The 17,190-nt window shown below is 44.5% G+C and carries 13 protein-coding genes; 4 read left to right on the top strand and 9 right to left on the bottom strand.

The window, feature by feature from the left end:
* Positions 1–169 precede the first annotated feature (169 nt).
* From IP485_RS06765 to IP485_RS06755, 3 genes are all read left to right on the top strand, one after another.
* A complete protein-coding gene (locus IP485_RS06765; RefSeq protein ID WP_198326589.1) occupies positions 170–772 on the top strand; it encodes a DUF6231 family protein in 603 nt (200 codons plus the stop codon).
* A 150-nt stretch (positions 773–922) separates the two neighbouring features.
* Positions 923–1,441, top strand: coding sequence for a peptidoglycan-associated lipoprotein Pal (gene pal / locus IP485_RS06760; protein WP_198326588.1), 519 nt, complete (start codon positions 923–925; stop codon positions 1,439–1,441).
* 186 nt (positions 1,442–1,627) lie between these two features.
* Positions 1,628–2,470, top strand: coding sequence for a 4'-phosphopantetheinyl transferase superfamily protein (locus IP485_RS06755; RefSeq protein ID WP_198326587.1), 843 nt, complete (start codon positions 1,628–1,630; stop codon positions 2,468–2,470).
* A 124-nt stretch (positions 2,471–2,594) separates the two neighbouring features.
* Here the strand turns inward: IP485_RS06755 and IP485_RS06750 are convergent, their stop codons facing one another.
* On the bottom strand, positions 2,595–3,497 hold the full coding sequence (locus IP485_RS06750) for a hypothetical protein (protein WP_198326586.1): 903 nt from the start codon (positions 3,495–3,497) through the stop codon (positions 2,595–2,597).
* Between the two features lie 604 nt (positions 3,498–4,101).
* Between IP485_RS06750 and IP485_RS06745 the strand changes: the two genes are divergently transcribed.
* Positions 4,102–4,860 carry an IclR family transcriptional regulator gene (locus IP485_RS06745; protein ID WP_198326585.1) on the top strand — a complete coding sequence of 253 codons (759 nt, stop codon included), beginning with the start codon at positions 4,102–4,104 and terminating at the stop codon, positions 4,858–4,860.
* 156 nt (positions 4,861–5,016) lie between these two features.
* On the opposite strand, the gene mmsB is transcribed toward IP485_RS06745, so the two are convergent.
* From mmsB to IP485_RS06705, 8 genes are all read right to left on the bottom strand, one after another.
* Positions 5,017–5,937 (bottom strand): 3-hydroxyisobutyrate dehydrogenase, encoded by a 921-nt coding sequence (gene mmsB / locus IP485_RS06740; RefSeq protein WP_227686459.1) that lies wholly within the window; start codon positions 5,935–5,937, stop codon positions 5,017–5,019.
* Between the two features lie 131 nt (positions 5,938–6,068).
* On the bottom strand, positions 6,069–7,334 hold the full coding sequence (locus IP485_RS06735; protein ID WP_198326583.1) for an enoyl-CoA hydratase/isomerase family protein: 1,266 nt from the start codon (positions 7,332–7,334) through the stop codon (positions 6,069–6,071).
* A gap of 55 nt (positions 7,335–7,389) precedes the next feature.
* Positions 7,390–8,172, bottom strand: a complete 783-nt coding sequence (locus tag IP485_RS06730; protein WP_198326582.1) for an enoyl-CoA hydratase — start codon at positions 8,170–8,172, stop codon at positions 7,390–7,392.
* A gap of 32 nt (positions 8,173–8,204) precedes the next feature.
* On the bottom strand, positions 8,205–9,365 hold the full coding sequence (locus IP485_RS06725) for an acyl-CoA dehydrogenase family protein (protein WP_198326581.1): 1,161 nt from the start codon (positions 9,363–9,365) through the stop codon (positions 8,205–8,207).
* A 199-nt stretch (positions 9,366–9,564) separates the two neighbouring features.
* Positions 9,565–11,049 (bottom strand): CoA-acylating methylmalonate-semialdehyde dehydrogenase, encoded by a 1,485-nt coding sequence (locus IP485_RS06720; RefSeq protein ID WP_198326580.1) that lies wholly within the window; start codon positions 11,047–11,049, stop codon positions 9,565–9,567.
* Positions 11,050–11,397: 348 nt separating this feature from the next.
* Positions 11,398–13,419, bottom strand: coding sequence for a propionate--CoA ligase (locus IP485_RS06715; protein WP_198326579.1), 2,022 nt, complete (start codon positions 13,417–13,419; stop codon positions 11,398–11,400).
* Between the two features lie 320 nt (positions 13,420–13,739).
* Complete coding sequence (locus IP485_RS06710) at positions 13,740–15,410, bottom strand: fatty acid--CoA ligase (RefSeq protein WP_198326578.1); 1,671 nt, start codon at positions 15,408–15,410, stop codon at positions 13,740–13,742.
* A gap of 216 nt (positions 15,411–15,626) precedes the next feature.
* The gene (locus IP485_RS06705; protein ID WP_320159124.1) at positions 15,627–16,790 is read right to left on the bottom strand and encodes an MFS transporter; all 1,164 of its coding nucleotides are present in this window, start codon (positions 16,788–16,790) and stop codon (positions 15,627–15,629) included.
* Between the last annotated feature and the right edge of the window lie 400 nt (positions 16,791–17,190).

Below are 17,190 nucleotides of genomic sequence, written 5' to 3'. Positions count from 1 at the left end.
AACCGCCAAATTTCAAGTGTCATGGTTCAGATAACTGCGTTTATAATTTACGTTATGTTTGGACATTTAACTATGGCACTATAATTTGCCCTCTATCGTAGATTGACTATCTCGTCGAAAATGATTTAATAGGGACACTGATAATCCTATTTAACCAACGGCCTATTCTATGACCACACCTACTACCAGCCACTCCAAGATTACTCTACCGTTATTGATAGAGTATGTCGATGCACTCCTACCCTCATTAGATGTCCAACTGTCACAAACCCCCGAGCCGGCTAATAACGCCACTGAGCTGCTATGGGTAGCGCATGAGAAAGCCGACCTAGCTGCACTACAAATACAGTTAAAACACAGCATGGCCACGACGGATACTTTGACAGCAGAAGCCTGGGATACGTCGACACTCTCGGATCTTAATAGGCAACCACTACTCAGTCGCTATGAGCTGGTTTGTTTTTGGCTACCTGCCTTGTCACAAGAGCAGATACAGCAGTACGTGCCATTACTGATGCGCTATCGCGACCTGTATGCAGCACATTTGCTCATCGCGATTGATGATTCAATCAATTTACAACCCTATGGCTTCACGCCATTCGATATCTTAAGTGAGCCATCACTAAATATAGAGGATATGGCGGCGATTACCTCATCTTCTGCATCAGCGACGCTCTGGCAATTTAATCTATACGATTATAAGCAACTGCCAAACTGGCTCAATGCTGACTACTGGGCCAATCCTGAAAATTGGGGCAAGCACCGCTGGTAGCCATCTTATGGCTCTATGTAAGTTCTTAGATAATTTACAGTAAAACTAATTACATAAAGTAACATCTAGTATATTATAGATAGCAATTGCCTGGTTTTTATCGTGAGCAGTTCAAAAAAACAAATTTAATTAAAATTTTAGGAGCTCGTCATGTCAATCAGTTTTTCTAAGATCGCTGTTCTTGCTGTATTATCAAGCGCTGTGGCTATTACCACAGGTTGTGCTACCAAGCGCGCCACTTCTGAAGTTGTAGTGGCGCCATTAGGCATCCCAGGTGGACAAGCCGGCTACACTGGTGCTGTGATGGTTGGTAACTCAAACGCTGTCATCACTGGTGCTGAAAATATACAGGCAGTGGTTTACTTTGCTTTTGATAGCAGCGAAATCACTACACAAGCGGCGAGTGTCCTTAACCAGCACGTAAGTTTGCTAAACTCAAACCCATCAGCTGGTGTCGTTGTCGCAGGCCATACCGATGAGCGCGGTAGCCGAGAGTACAACATGGCTCTAGGCGAGCGCCGTGCACAAGCAGCACGTGACTATCTGGCAGCTCAGGGTGTTGCTGCCAACAACATCCGTGTTATTAGCTACGGTGAAGAACGTCCTGCTGCCGCTGGCAATGCTGAAGATGCTTATGCACAGAACCGCCGTGCTGAATTGTCTTACTAAGGTATCCTTCTAAGACACGCATTGAATGCAAAAAAGCCCAGTAATAGTAAATTACTGGGCTTTTCTGTATTATTTGTTCAGATAAGGAACATGTTTCTGATCTGAATATAGTCAAATCATGACATGACTATTGGCTTAATGCTAACAAAGCCCTACTTCTAGAACCTATAATAAACAGAACCAACAATGCCAACGATACCGTTAACTCATATTCAGCATACTCAGCTCGACCCGACGACATGGTGCATGACCGCACACGTTAGCGCTGCATCTTTTTCTATAGACAGTATAGATATATGGAATCATCTATCATGGGCAGGCTTTTCTGATACGGTATCTATAGACACCATCAGGCTTGATAATGTTGACTGGCATTTTCATAGACAGCAAACACGCCCATCAGCACGCCGTATTGCCCATACTCAGCGTCAACAGCAGCGCCAAGGGGTGCGACAATTATTACAAATGCTGCTACATAAGCTAGAGATTGATGACACTTTGGATGAATCGAGCTTTCCTTATCGATTGACTAACAGCAGATATTACATTTGTTTCAGCCATACAGCTGCCAGTCATAAAAACAATACTGATGAATCATTAAATGAAAAAATCGGCAAAGTTTCATACAATCAAGTAGCAGTGGTTATCAGCCATCATCGTCCTGCTGGGATTGATGTGGAGACCAGTAATATTGCGTGGCATATAGTGACCCGTTTCTATTCAGACAATGAAATTACCCTTTTACAAGCGATGCCAACGAGTCAGCGAGATATGACGGCCAAATTTCTTTGGCAGATAAAAGAAAGCTTTATCAAAATACATCAATATACCTTGGCTCAAGGTTTGGGTAAGGATTATGCCTATCTTATTCCCAGCCTATCAAGTACTAACTTGCCTGCGCTTGATGTATTTAGATCCAATAACCACCAACATGCTATAGAGCACCTCTATACAATAGATAGTACAGACCATCAAACCTCTTATCGCATTTCGGTATTACCCTCACAGCAAATCGTCATTGTATTTTAAGTTGGCTTTTTATATTGCTGTAGAACCTTATCATCATATTTTAGACACAAAAAAAAACGACCCTAAGAGGGTCGTTCTTTTTGCTTACTTTTCTTCTAACAACAGTACTCAGACTGCGATTAGATTAGAAACGGTAAGTTGCACCAACTTTAACAATTGGGAACCATTCTAAGTAATCTTTATTCTCAAGCTCTTGCTCAGCTGCTTTAGCAACGTCATCAGCAGAAACCTGTGTTGTTCCATTTACAGTAGTAGCTGTAACATTTTGACCTGAATTGCTTGAGGTCACAGTAGCGTCTGTTTTGCCCATGTAAGCGGCACCAATTTCACCAAATACACCGAAGTTATTGGTGATGTTAGGACGGAAACCGATAGTTCCGTAAGGTGCTAGCTTATTACGATGCTCGATAGTACCTGATAAAGTACCAGTTTCAGCAGCGTTATAATCAACGTTATCAATTCTGAAATTTGGACCTTCAGCGTTAGCACGTACATCGATATCGTTATCAGGAACGATGATACCAGCACCAACTGTGAACCAGTTAGCCATAGGACGTACTTGTACGCCTAAGTATGGGTTGCTAAAGTCAGAGTCAACGTCGTAGTTTACATCGTCTGCGTCAAAATCACCGCCGAAAAGGTCAGCTGCATCGCCACCTGCCCAACCAGCTTGCAATTCAGTTTTGTCATTGATTGACCAACCGATGTTAGCACCATAACCTAAAGTACCCGCTTCGGCGCTAACAGATGCTGGGTTAATAGCTGTTTGGAACAAAGTCTTAGTACCACCAAAGATAGCACCAGTAGTGTTACGAACTGCACCTGTCGTTTTACCGATGATGCCAGTGTTAGTTTCTTCTGCTTCATAAGCAACTGCAACTGGTTCAGCTTGATAAGCTACCGCAACTGGCTCAGCTTCGTATACAACTGCGTCATTGTTATCAACAACGATAACTGGCTCAGCTGCTAATGCAGCAGTTGATGCCAAAACTGCAGCAGAAATTGCTGTTAATTTAATAAATTTCATAGTTACGCTCCTAAAGTGTGAAATAAAACCCGCCCGTAAAAAATGATAATTCTGCTTTTTTTAGACCATCATTTTGTTGAGCGAATTAAAACAATTTTGGCATCAAAAGTCACCCCTAGTGATGCTCTTTTTATTTGCCATTATGTAAAGATTGCATAGATACTGTAATAATTGCTACACCAATCTGCAAAACTCTGTGTTTGAGTTACACAACGCTCTCAAAGTAACCGAACAGTGTAAACATGAATATCGAGCTGCTTAACGTTCATGTAAGGGTATTACAAAATATGTCTGTATAGTGACCAAAATTACGATGAGACTCAATGACACTTATATAGCTTATTACTACAGAGTGTTGCATTCTGTGAATGGGTGTATCTAATGTTACTTTTGCGAAAAATCAGAGGTTATTGGTTAAATCAAATAAATGTGCTTATAAAGGCACACTAAGCCTTGTCTCAGCTGCATATTGTGCTAAATTAGAGATAACTGAAAGATAATAACGAACTCGTCATAAGGCTTCAGGTTTATGACTGTTTGTCTTATTTATGAACACTATGAACACATTGTGATGTGCCTTTCTTACCACTACTGAGCCATGTATATGCCTAAAGTATCGTCGATTACCCGTGTGCTGGAGATTATAGAAGCCGTATCTTATGCCGCAAAACCACTCTCTCCCCTTGAGCTATCACAAGAGCTGGATATTCCCAAACCCACCATCCATAGATTGATTCAAAATTTAGTCGATGATGGGTTTTTAACCGTTGATATTGGTGGCGGCATTATTCCTGGTAAGAGAGTACGTAACCTAAGCGTTGAGCTCTGGCAGCAGCGTCTGTTTTTTAATGAGCGACAGATGATTTTGCAAAAACTTGTCGATGAGCTCAAAGAAACTTGTGGTATTGGTATTCCTTATCATATGAATATGATCTACACCAACCGAGCACAGACGACGTTACCGCTACAAATATATCTTCCTGTAGGTGCAAAATCTCCAATGTGGTGTACCGCGACAGGCAAGCTTTATTTAAGCCAATTGTCTAAGAGCAGCCGTATGAAAATACTGCAGGGTTTGCCATTAGATAAGTTCACCAAAAACACCATCACTGATATCGATACATTGAATATCGAGCTGGATCATATCGCTGCCACTGGCGTCGGTATCGATAATGAGGAATTTATATCTGAGATGGTGGCAGTCGCTGTACCTATCTTGGATAAAAAGCAACGCTATCTGGCATCTCTTTATTTACATGCGCCCACCATACGCGTCTCATTGGATGATTTGCTGACGCACGTACCAAGACTGCAAGAAGCAGCACAAGACGTTCAGAGTCTCGTATATGATCTACAAAGCTAATGTCTTAATAGACAAGTCACAAAAAAGGTCTGCGCTCTAATGAGAACGCAGACCTTTTTGTTATTATCTAATTTTATACTTATAGAACATTTTTGACATAAAGGATGTTTAGATAACACTTGTCACTAGCAATTTTATATGAATTTGACGATAGCGCTAAGACAATAACGAGTCATCATGACGCCCTATGATGCTAGAGAAATCCTTATCACCATTCTCTATCGCATGTGAAGCATATAGCTCCGTCGCTTTTGCCCCCATCGGGGTATCCACCTGCGTATCTTGAGCCGTTTGCATCGCTAAGTTCAAATCTTTTTGCATCAGCTTACTCATAAATCCGCCTTGGTAGCCATTGCTAGATGGCACATTTTCCATGACTTTTGGATAAGGGTTATAAACTTCTAATGTCCAGTTACGCCCTGAGCTCTGTAGCATGATATCTGATAGCACTTTGGGATCTAGACCGTTCTTGACTCCTAAATTGATTGCCTCTGCCGTGCCTGCCATCAGAATGCCTAACAGCATATTATTACAGATTTTAGCCACTTGTCCTGCGCCGTGCTCGCCTGCATGAAAGATGTTCTTCCCCATGACAGCGAGAATAGGCTCAGCCTTGGCAAAAGCTTCAACGCTACCGCCAACAATAAAAGTCAAACTACCCGCAATTGCTCCGCCTGTACCACCAGAGACCGGTGCATCTAAAAAGTCGATCCCTGCTTTACTTGCCGCTTCTGCCACTGTCCTTGCATCAGCCGCCGCAATCGTACTACTATCAATCACAAGCGTTCCTTTTGGCAGTTCTGCTAGCAGACCATTAGATCCGCTATCACCCAAGTACACCGAATGCACGTGCTGACCTGCAGGCAACATACTAATCACAACTTGAGCATTACTTGCAGCATCTTTAGGACTTTCTGCGACGCTGGCCCCTGCTTGTGCTAAGCGCTGGGTTGCAACCTCAGACAAATCAAAAACAGATAGCTCGTAACCTGCTTTTAATAAGTTCTCTGCCATTGGTGCACCCATATTACCAAGCCCAATAAAGGCAATATTTGGTTTAGAGTTATTATTATCCATCGTACTTATATCCTTTGTACCCATCTCATCACTCCTTGATGATTTATGATGTAGCTATTGCTACGTACTATTTAACAGTATTTATTAGTAAATCTTGCTTGCGTCCTACTTTATAAACTGCTTTTAAACAGCTAGCGGACATACTGACTACCCAAGGCGTCATTACCCAGCCAATCGCCCAAAGGATGCTCACCTTTTGGATAAGGATTGACAAAATGCTGATCGATATACGCCTGCCCTTCTACACTGAGACAGTCTACTAATGAGCGCGACCATTTAGGACTTCTATCTTTATCAATTAATAGTGCTCGCACACCTTCCTTGAAGTCAGGATTGGCTGCACAGTGAACAGCTACATTGGTCTCTAAATACAGCACTTGTTCGATCGATAAGTCAGCGACTTTGTAATAGAGCGCATAGGTCAATGCGGCTGTTACTGGGCAGCCATGGCGATAGGTGACGACTGCGCGCTGCGTCCAGCTGTCTTCTGCAAAGTCTTGGTTTAGCTGTGCGAGTGCTGCATCGCTTTGTAACAGTGCATCGATATCAGCCAGACTGCCACTATTCATCAATTTCTGGATAGGTTGCCAGTATGTTGCAAGCTTACTATCTGGCAGCTCAGCTACTGACAGCTCAGCAAGCGCACGGCTGACAATACTATGCGCACTATTGTCATGGCATTTATCTGCACCGCTCGTGTTATCGACTGCCTGCCAGTTGCTCTGTTTGAGGCGCTGCATGACGGTATCATAATCCTGACTGGCAACGGCATACTCTGCCAGATTGGCCAATAGCGCATCGCTGCCATTACACATCGCGCCAGTTAGACCTAAAAACAAACCCGTCTTAGCAGGCATACGCTGTAAAAACCAACTACCAGATGCATCAGGGAATAGTCCAATGGTGACCTCAGGCATGGCAAAACGTGTGCGCTCAGTGACCAGACGATGGCTACATCCTGCCATTAGCCCCATACCGCCGCCCATAACGATGCCATCACCCCAAAGTATTAATGGTTTCGGATAAAAGTGCATTTGACGATAGAGACGATATTCGTGACTAAAAAACTCAGTAGCATAAGGATTTGGCATTGGCGCACTGGTAGACATACTGTCATAGAGCTTACGAATATCGCCGCCTGCACAGAACGCTTTATCTCCTGCGCCTTTTAATACCATTGCCACCACTTGATCATCGGCTTGCCACTGCTCTAGCTGCGCTGAGAGCAATTGGCACATATCGACGCTAAGCGCATTGAGCGATTTGGGTGTGTTAAGTGTCATAATCCCAATCAAGTGTCCGCAATCCGTCGGTTCAGTATTGAACAATACAGACGCTTCTTGGGCTGCATTATGTACTGATGCTTGGGGGTTGGTATCGTTTGTCGCTGCTGTCATAAAAGTGACCTACAAAATTAAATAATAAAGATGGCTAAAGCATTTTGACCGCTGCTTATTTGTTTTGCCAATTGGGTTTACGCTTATCTAAAAAGGCTTGTACCCCTTCGCGCTGATCCATCGTGTCAAACAATTTCACGAAAGCTTCACGCTCATGGATAAGATTTTGCGCAGGCGGGGTGTCTCTAGCCGCTTGAATAAGTTTCTTGGAGTAACTGACGGCGACGGGTGATTGCTTAGCGACTTTTTTTGCTAAGTCCTGAGCGACTTGCAACCCTTCACCTTTTGCCGCGACCTCTTCAACCAAACCGATACGCAACGCCGTCTCTGCATCAACACGCTCACCGCACAGTATCATGCGTTTGGCCCAACCCTCTCCTACTAACATAGGTAAATTCTGTGTGCCGCCAGCACATGGCAATAATCCTACGCCCGTCTCTGGCAGTGCCATCTGGGCGTGCGCTTCTGCGATACGGATATCACATGCGAGCGCACACTCTAGTCCACCACCCATTGCATAGCCGTTAATCACAGCGATACTGACGCCACGATAGGCAGACAATGCTTCAAACGCCTCACCAAATGCAATCGCCATGCTGATAGCACGGCCTTTATCACCGTCTGAGAAGTTGTTTAAATCTGCACCAGCTGAGAAGAATTTTTCGCCATCACCATGCACGATCAATGCGTAGACATCATCATTGGTATTGAGGTCTGTGATGAGCTGCTTAAGTGCATACAGACTGTCCATCGTCCACGTATGCGCAGGTGGGTTATTCAACATTAATGTTGCGGTATGACCATCAATTGATAGCTTTAGATTTGTATAATCTGTCATAAAACATCCTTGTTTTAGTAAAACGAGATAAATTAGCGCAGCTGACTTAATCCTTCATCCTGTAAAACCTGACGTGAAATAATCACTCGCATGATCTCATTGGTGCCTTCCAAGATTTGATGCACACGTAAGTCTCGTACGTGGCGCTCAAGTGGATACTCATTTAGATAACCATAGCCGCCGTGCAACTGTAAGGCTTCATTGGCAACATCGAAACAAAGATCCGTAGATAGACGTTTTGCCATTGCGCAGTAGGTAGACGCTTGTCCATCATTATTGTCGACTTTGTCAGCTGCTAGATACAGCATTTGGCGTGCGGCAATAGTCTGAGTCAACATATCAGCAAGCTTAAACTGTACTGACTGTAAGCTGGCAATTGGGCTACCAAACTGGCTGCGCTCTTGCACATAACTGGTTGCGGTTTCTAATGCTGCTTGTGCAGTTCCTACTGCACAAATACCGATATTGATACGGCCACCATCCAGTCCTTTCATAGCGATACGAAAGCCTTGACCTTCCTCGCCTATTAGGTTTTCTACTGGGACTTTTACATCTTTAAAACTAATGGTTCGTGTTGGCTGTGCTTTCCAGCCCATTTTGTGCTCGTTTTTGCCATATTCTATGCCAGCACTATTGGCATCTACCACAAACGCGGATATGCCTTTTGGCCCAGTACCGCCAGTACGCGCCATTACCACCAAAACATCGGTTGAGCCTGCGCCTGAAATAAAGGTTTTTTCACCCGTTAGCACATAATAATCGCCTTGCTTATCCGCCTTGGTGCGTAATGATGCGGCATCTGATCCTGCATTCGGTTCTGTGAGACAGTAACTACCCAGCCACTCACCGCTAACCATATTAGGCAAATACTTTTTACATAAGGTATCGCTCCCATACTCACCAATCATCCATGCCGCCATATTATGAATACTCATATAAGCGGCTACAGCCGTATCGCCCCATGCAAGCTCTTCAAACACCATTGCTGAGTCGAGTCTTGGTAAGCCTAAGCCGTCATATTCTGGATTGGCATACAGTCCCAAAAAACCAAGCTCACCAGATTTTTTGATTATATCTACTGGGAAGTGCGAGTTGCGATCCCATTCAGCAGCATTTGGCTTGAGCTCTTTTTGCGCAAACTGACGGGCGGTTTGGCGAAAGGCGACTTGGTCATCGGTCAATGAAAAGTCCATCGGGTCATCCTTGTTCTTTTAGATCAAATAGAGGGTCTTGTCTTTCATAGAAGCTTTAATACAAGTGCTCATAAGCGTATTGGTAAGCAATTTTATAAGACATTAGCGCGACATGATAGCGGCATAACGATAATAAAATTGCGTGCAATAGTACCGCAAGTAGTATTATCGTCATACTGAAAAAACAATAAGCTGACGCTTAAATTGAAATCGTCGTATTAACACCGCGGCTCGCTTCATCATCAAACCAACGTGCCGTCACAGTTTTAGTCTGAGTATAGAACTGTACTGCTTGCTTACCATAAGGACCTAGGTCGCCAAGCTTACTACCACGCGACCCTGAGAACGAGAACATAGGTAGTGGCACAGGGATTGGCAAGTTAATACCGATTTGACCGACTTGAATGTCTTGCTGGAATTTATGTGCGGCCGCGCCTGACTGGGTAAATATCGCGGTGCCATTGCCATGCGGGTTGGCATTGAGTAGTGCAATCGCTTCATCTAAGCTGTTAGCACGCATGATACACAGTACTGGGCCAAAGATTTCTTGTTGATAAATTTGCATATCGCTTGTGACGTTATCAAAGATAGTTGGGCCAACGAAGTTACCTTTTTCAAACCCTTCGACGGTAATGCCGCGACCATCTAAAATCAAGCTCGCGCCTTCTTCCACCCCAGTCCCAATCAAGTGCTCGACACGGGCTTTTGCCGCAGGAGAAATCAGTGGACCCAAGTCTTTGTCATGCTTACCAGCTGAAACGACCAAACTTTCTGCTTTTGCTTTAATCTCATCAATCCACTCACCTGCTGCGCCTACTAATACTACTACGGACAGCGCCATACAGCGCTGACCAGCTGCGCCAAATGCCGCGCCTGCTAGCTGATTGAGCGTTTGCTCTTTGTTGGCATCTGGTAGGATAACGCCATGGTTTTTCGCGCCCATCATACACTGTGCACGCTTACCTGATTGGCTGGCACGCTCATAGACGTGTTTGCCTACATGAGTAGAGCCCACAAAAGAGACGGCTTTGATATCTGGATGGTCACAGATAGCATCGACGGTTGCTTTGCCACCATGTACGACGTTTAGCACGCCTTCTGGTACGCCCGCTTCAATCGCCAGCTCTACCAGACGCATAGTCACCATCGGATCCTGTTCAGACGGTTTTAGGATAAACGTATTACCCGTAGCAATCGCCATTGGGAACATCCACAAAGGAATCATCGCTGGGAAGTTAAAGGGCGTGATACCAGCACAAACACCGAGTGGCTGCCAAATGCTATAAGTATCGACACCTGAGGCAACGTTTTCTACAAAGTCGCCGATTTGTAGATTGGCGATACCAGCGGCATGTTCTACCACTTCTAGACCACGGAACACATCACCACGCGCATCAGCAATCGTCTTGCCTTGCTCTGCGGTCAGAATCTCTGCCAGCTCATCCATATGATCACGAATCAGAGACTGATACTTTAAAAAGATACGCGCACGCGTGGTGATTGGCGTTTTGCGCCATGTCTCAAACGCAGTCTGTGCAGCTGCGACTGCTTGGTTAATCTCATCATTGGTGGTTTGCGGGACTTTAGCGATGACTTCTTGAGTCGCAGGATCCGTGATATCAATCCATTCGTCGGTGCTTGATTGAGTGAATTGGCCATTGATGAGCTGTTGAACGTGGTGCATAAGATATCCTTATCTTTTTTGCAAGACTACCGTGTGACGGCACCTAGATATTTATTAGAAAAATAAAAGCGATGAGTGTTTGTCTATAAAACATTGTTAAAAATTGAATTTTAAAATGATTTATTTTGTATCGTTATTGACTATAACAATAAATCATTTTTACGGTCAAGCGCTTTATCAAAATTTTCTATAAACGTATTTTTATAAACCCTATTTTGGTTGACTCATAAAATCAAAAAAGCCCATGATTACTCATGAGCTTTTAGAAAATAAATCTATTTGTTATGTAAAATGACGATCACTGCTGACTCATAGATTGTTGGCTTATAGATCGATACATTGCGCCAATCAATAGTCCTTCATTGCTTGCTTGATCGCATCGATGGCTGAGGGGTTGTCAAGTGTTGACATATCTCCTGTTGGCTGGTCTTCCGCTAGCGCACGAATTGAGCGACGTAGGATTTTACCCGAGCGGGTCTTTGGCAATGCCTGAGGGAAATAAATAGCAGCAGGTCGGGCAATGCCGCCCAAAGATTTGACAACAGCGCCGATGACTTGCTGCTCAATACGGAAGCGGTTTTCGGTGGTTTCAATTTTTGTCTGATCCTTTAGGACGCAGAATGCAATAGGCAACTCACCTTTTAGCTCGTCTTGAATCCCTACCACAGCACACTCTGCCATCTCTGGATGCATACTGATGGCCTCTTCAATCTCTTGCGTGCCTATTCGATGACCTGCGACGTTTATCACGTCATCAGTACGCCCTAAGATATAAAAATAACCCTCTTCATCGGTCACCGCATAGTCTGAAGTTGAGTACTGCTGACCATCAAACAAACCAAAATAACTGCTGACAAAACGCTCGTCATTACGCCACACTGTGGTGAGACAACCAGGCGGCAGTGGTGCTTTGATCGCAAGTAACCCTTTTTCACCCGCCTTGCAAAGTTCACCCGTCTCTTCATTGATGACATGTGCCTCATAGCCATACATGGGATAACCAGGCGATCCTTGCTTGTGCGGTTTATGATTGAATTTTGGCGTATGACTGAGGATGGGCCAGCCAGATTCAGTTTGCCAATAGTGATCCAAAATTGGCACGCCTAGATGCTGAGTCAGCCAACTGGCCGTTGACTCATCTAACGGCTCACCTGCCAAAAAGAACGACTTAACGCTAGAGACATCGTAGCGCGTCATCCAGCTCTCATCTTGCTTTTTAAGCATACGCACACCTGTCGGGGCCGTAAACAAGATATTGACTTTATTTGCCTCAACAATACGCCACCAGATACCTGGGTTTGGTGAGTGCGGTAATCCTTCATACATAACACTGGTCATGCCAGCCAGTAATGGCGCATAGATGGTGTAAGAGTGGCCAACTGCCCAGCCAATATCTGATATTGCCCAAAACGTCTCGCCCGCTTTGCCGTCATAGACATAGTCTATCGATGTCGTCAGGGCCACCGCATGGCCACCGGTATCACGTTGCACCCCTTTTGGTGTGCCAGTCGTACCAGAGGTGTACAGTAAATAAGAGGGAGTATTGGACTCAAGCCAAACGGGCTCTACTATCGCCTGTGCCTCACAGCTGAGTCGGCGTTCAGTGGCATAATCAACATCGATTGCTTGTGCCTCAAACGGTAAGATACCGCGATTGATGACCAATACGTGATCAGGTTTTATGGTGGCTTGCTCAACGCCTTGGTTGACTAAGCTTTTATAATTGACGACTTTACCGCCGCGTAATCCTGCATCCACTGTGATGACCATTTTTGCCTCGGCATCATCCATACGAATGGCCAAGTTGTGGGCAGCAAATCCACCAAAGACAACAGAATGTACCGCACCGATACGCGCACACGCCAGCATCGCATATGCCGCTTCTAAAATCATCGGCATATAGATAACCACACGATCACCGGTTTGGATGCCATGACGTTGTAGTACATCCGCAAAATAATTCACTTCTTTATATAGGTCATTATAAGTCAGACGACGCTTGGCATAGTCTGTATAAAACTCGACGTTATTGCCCAAGTCTGTAAATGCATTTGTGACGCCTGGAAAAGTCTCTATCAGCTCTTGGTTGATCTCTGATGACACCCACACAAACGCATCTTGCTCTGCGCGGTCTGCCAAATGACGATCGACGCAGTTGTAGCAAAGATTGGTTTCACCGCCAACAAACCACTGCGTAAAGGGCAAGTTACTGTCATCAAGGATTTTTTCAGGGGCTTTATGCCAATAGATGCGTTTTGCTTGCTCAGCCCAAAACTGCTCTCGGTCAGTAATCGACGCATGATAGATATCAGCAAATGTGGGTGTATCTGTCGTTTGGGTAGAAACTGGGGATTTGGAATGGTCGCTCATAGTAGCTGTCCTTAGCATAAACGAGAAATGGGGCAATGTTATTTTATAATCGAGATATTTATAAGCTGGTAAGGTATTGGCCTCGCTTTATACGTTATCCGTGTGCGATTACCACTACCAACTCTACACTGATTTTATGGCAGTAGACAGTGCCTTTATAAATACTGGTCATCCTTGCCAGAAGTCAAAAACCGATACATAACGTATCGGTTTAAAATGTAGCAGAGCCAACGGTAAAGGTCAACTCTTAAGCGAACAATGCGCTATGAGATGCCCATTTTTAAGTAAAAGTCCTGTGATCATCAATAATACGAACTGTTTTATATTTCAGTCTGATCAGCATAGATTTTACGCATGGCTTTTTTGTCATGCTTACCAACGGAAGTTTTTGGCAACTCATCTACGAACTTAAACTGACTTGGCACGCCATACTTAGGAATGATACCTCGCTCTACTGCTTTCTCTGCCAGTGCTTTAATATCGTCAGCACTGGTCTCCTTAGCATCAGGCTTTAGCACTACCAATGCGAGTGGACGTTCGCCCCACTGCTTATCACGTACCCCAATCACGGATACGTCGGCTACGGATGGATGCAATGACAAGATCGTCTCAATCTCGAGCGACGATATCCATTCACCGCCCGACTTAATCACGTCTTTTAGGCGATCCGTGATTTTGATATAGCCATCAGGACGTATATAAGCAATATCTTGGGTATGCATATAGCCGTTTTCCCACAGCTCCTTGCCAGCATCGTCGTTTTTGAGATAGCTTTGGGTCAACCAAGGTGCTCGTAGTACCAGCTCACCTGTATTGTCTGGTCCTGTACCTACAGATTTGTTGCCCTCGCCCCATACTTGAGCATCGACCATCAATACTGGTTGACCCGTCATGCAGCGACGTTCAATATCCTCTTCTTCCGTCATTGCTGGCTCATCTAAGCTAAAGTGGGTCAAACTGATGAGCGGTGCAGTCTCTGACATGCCATAACCTGTATAGACTTCGATACCTTGTGCCATTGCCGTTTTGGCTAAACCTTCTGTCAATCGTGAACCACCAATGATCATCTTTAGCCCATTAAAACTGGCATCGCGATCTTTGGCTTCTTTGAGCACCATTTGCAAAATCGTTGGTACACAATGGGTGATACTGACCTTTTCATTGATGATTAAATCCATCAACGTATCGGGTGCATAACGTCCTGGATAGACTTGCTTTAGACCGACCATCGTCGCCGTAAATGGAAAACCCCATGCATGCACATGAAACATTGGCGTCATCGGCATATAGACATCGCCATAGCTGACGCCCTGCTTATCTGGCAACATACCTAGGGTCGCCGCCTCTGCTAAAGTGTGTAATACCAACTGGCGGTGGCTAAAGAAAACGCCTTTTGGATCCCCTGTCGTACCTGACGTATAAAAAGTCGTGGCAATGGTATTTTCATCAAAATCTGGGAAATCAAAATCACTATCAGCTGACTCTAGCAAGGCTTCATACTCACCTGTGACACGGCTTTGATTACTACCAAAGATACCTTCAGCAGTGACACCGTTATCATCAAGCCAGATAATATGTTCAATGCTTGAGTTTTCAAACTGATAGTCTTTGACCAGTGGCGCAAACTCAGAATTGAGCATCAGCACTTTGGGCTTAGCATGGTTGATGGTATAGAGGATTTTTTCTGGTGATAGTCGGATATTGACGGTTTGTAAAACGTACTCTGACATTGGTACGGCAAAGTACGACTCAAGGTAGCGATGACTGTCCCAATCCATCACTGCCACCACATCACCTGCATCAAGATTCAGACTTGCCAATACATTGGCCAAGCGATTGATACGCTCAAACAAATCTTTATAAGTCAGACGTTTTTTGTCCGCATAAACAATCTCTTGGTCTTGCGATACTGTTTTGGCACGGCTCAATAATTGCTTTACAAGTAGTGGATAATCATAGGCCGAAGGGGCACTGTGGTAAATATTTGACATAGATCTGACGTCCTTGTTGGTCGTGCTTATAAGTTATAAATAGTCATGATAAGTAGCAGTGAAAAATACCGATGCAAAATCAAACCATCTCATTATTTTACTTTTTATAGTAATAACATCGTTATTGATAGTAAGAAAAAATCAGTGCCATGTAAAGCCGCCTTACATTAAGTAGCACAAGTTAGTCACTAGAAAAACTATACGCAAGTCTAACAATCAAGCGGCACGTAATTTTGTTTTAACCATACCAAAACTGGCAACGAGCAATGCCAATATCTGCACAAATACAAGCAGCCATACCGTCAGCGACCATTGCCCTTTTGCATAGGCAATACCGCACAGCCATGCTCCTAGCGTCCCACCTGTGTAATATCCCAGATAATACAACCCCGATGCCAGTGAGCGTCCTTTTTTGACATTAACAGCGATATAACTGATGGTCGCCGCTTGGGTCACAAACACACCAGAGGACATAATGGCCAGCCCTACCACCACGCCCCACAATGGCGTCACGAGTGTTATTAACACCCCTATCATAGAGATAAAAATAGCCACTCGCACTGTACGCGCCGATCCAAATCGACGTAACAAAGTGGTCGATAGTGGCGTAATGACAACGCCTATTAAGTAGACGGCAAAAATATTGGCCAGCGCGCCAGTGCTCAGCTCATAAGGCGTATTGGCCAGATGTAGATTGATAAAGGTAAAACAGCCTACCAGTGAAAACAACACACAAGCACCAAGCAGACAGGCCGTCACGACGTAACGATTGATCAAGTGCTCACCAAGCGTCTGTATCGCAGCGCGAAAGTCCGGATTGGCAGAAAATTGCCGCGATGCGGGTAGCATTTTCCAAACCCATATTGCACCGATAAGGGTCATGACTGCCATCACATAATACCCTGCACGCCAGCCAACGACCTCATGTAAATGCCCAAGCAAAAACCGACCAAGGAAACCACCGAGGACGCAGCCCGACACATAGAACGACATCAGATCGGTCACCGCTCGCCCTTCAAACTCCTCACCGATATAAGCAATCGTCACGACCGTAATACCAGGTACCGACAAACCCTGCATAAAACGCCATAGTCCTAACCAACCAATGCTCGGACTCTGGGCGATTAAAGCCGTAGGTATCGCCAAAAACAATAACGCCCCGACGATAAAAGGTTTGCGCCCTACTGCATCAGAGAGCATACCCAAAAATGGTGACATAATAGCAATCGCCATTATCGTCGCCCCAACGATCATACCAGCTTGGACTTCGGTCGCTGAAAAGTCCATCATCAAAACAGGCAAGACGGCTTGGATAGAATACACCTGCAAAAAAGCAAACATGCCTATCAGCCCAATCGTGAGCTTTAAGATCCATGAGATCGACTGGTGAGGAGTGTGTGATGGTTTTGATACCAGATTTTGAGTTTGAGCGGTAGAATGATTCACAGGGGATCTGACTATATTGGTTATGCCAGGACGGTAAGAGGTCACTGGCGTGGATGATAGAGATATATAACGTCAAATCATGCTACATTTGTAAAATAAAAACACCGTTATCGACTGATAAATGCGCAGCATAATGACAAAAAATCATGTTAGCACATCGACTGAAATACTCAGGTGTCAATGTGTTATTAATGATGGACAAAAGGCACTAGCTGCACAAGAACATTTGACAGAACTATAGACACTTTTTTACTCATATGTTTAATGCCGATGCTATGTTCAGGATACATAGCTTTTTATAAGTAGACGCATGGCCATCATTGCCCATAGTGAC

The sequence above is a fragment of the Psychrobacter sp. NG27 genome (assembly GCF_016106655.1).
Lineage (GTDB): Bacteria > Pseudomonadota > Gammaproteobacteria > Pseudomonadales > Moraxellaceae > Psychrobacter.
Note: the sequence above shows the minus strand (reverse complement) of the source record. Positions and strands in the feature narration are given on the sequence as shown.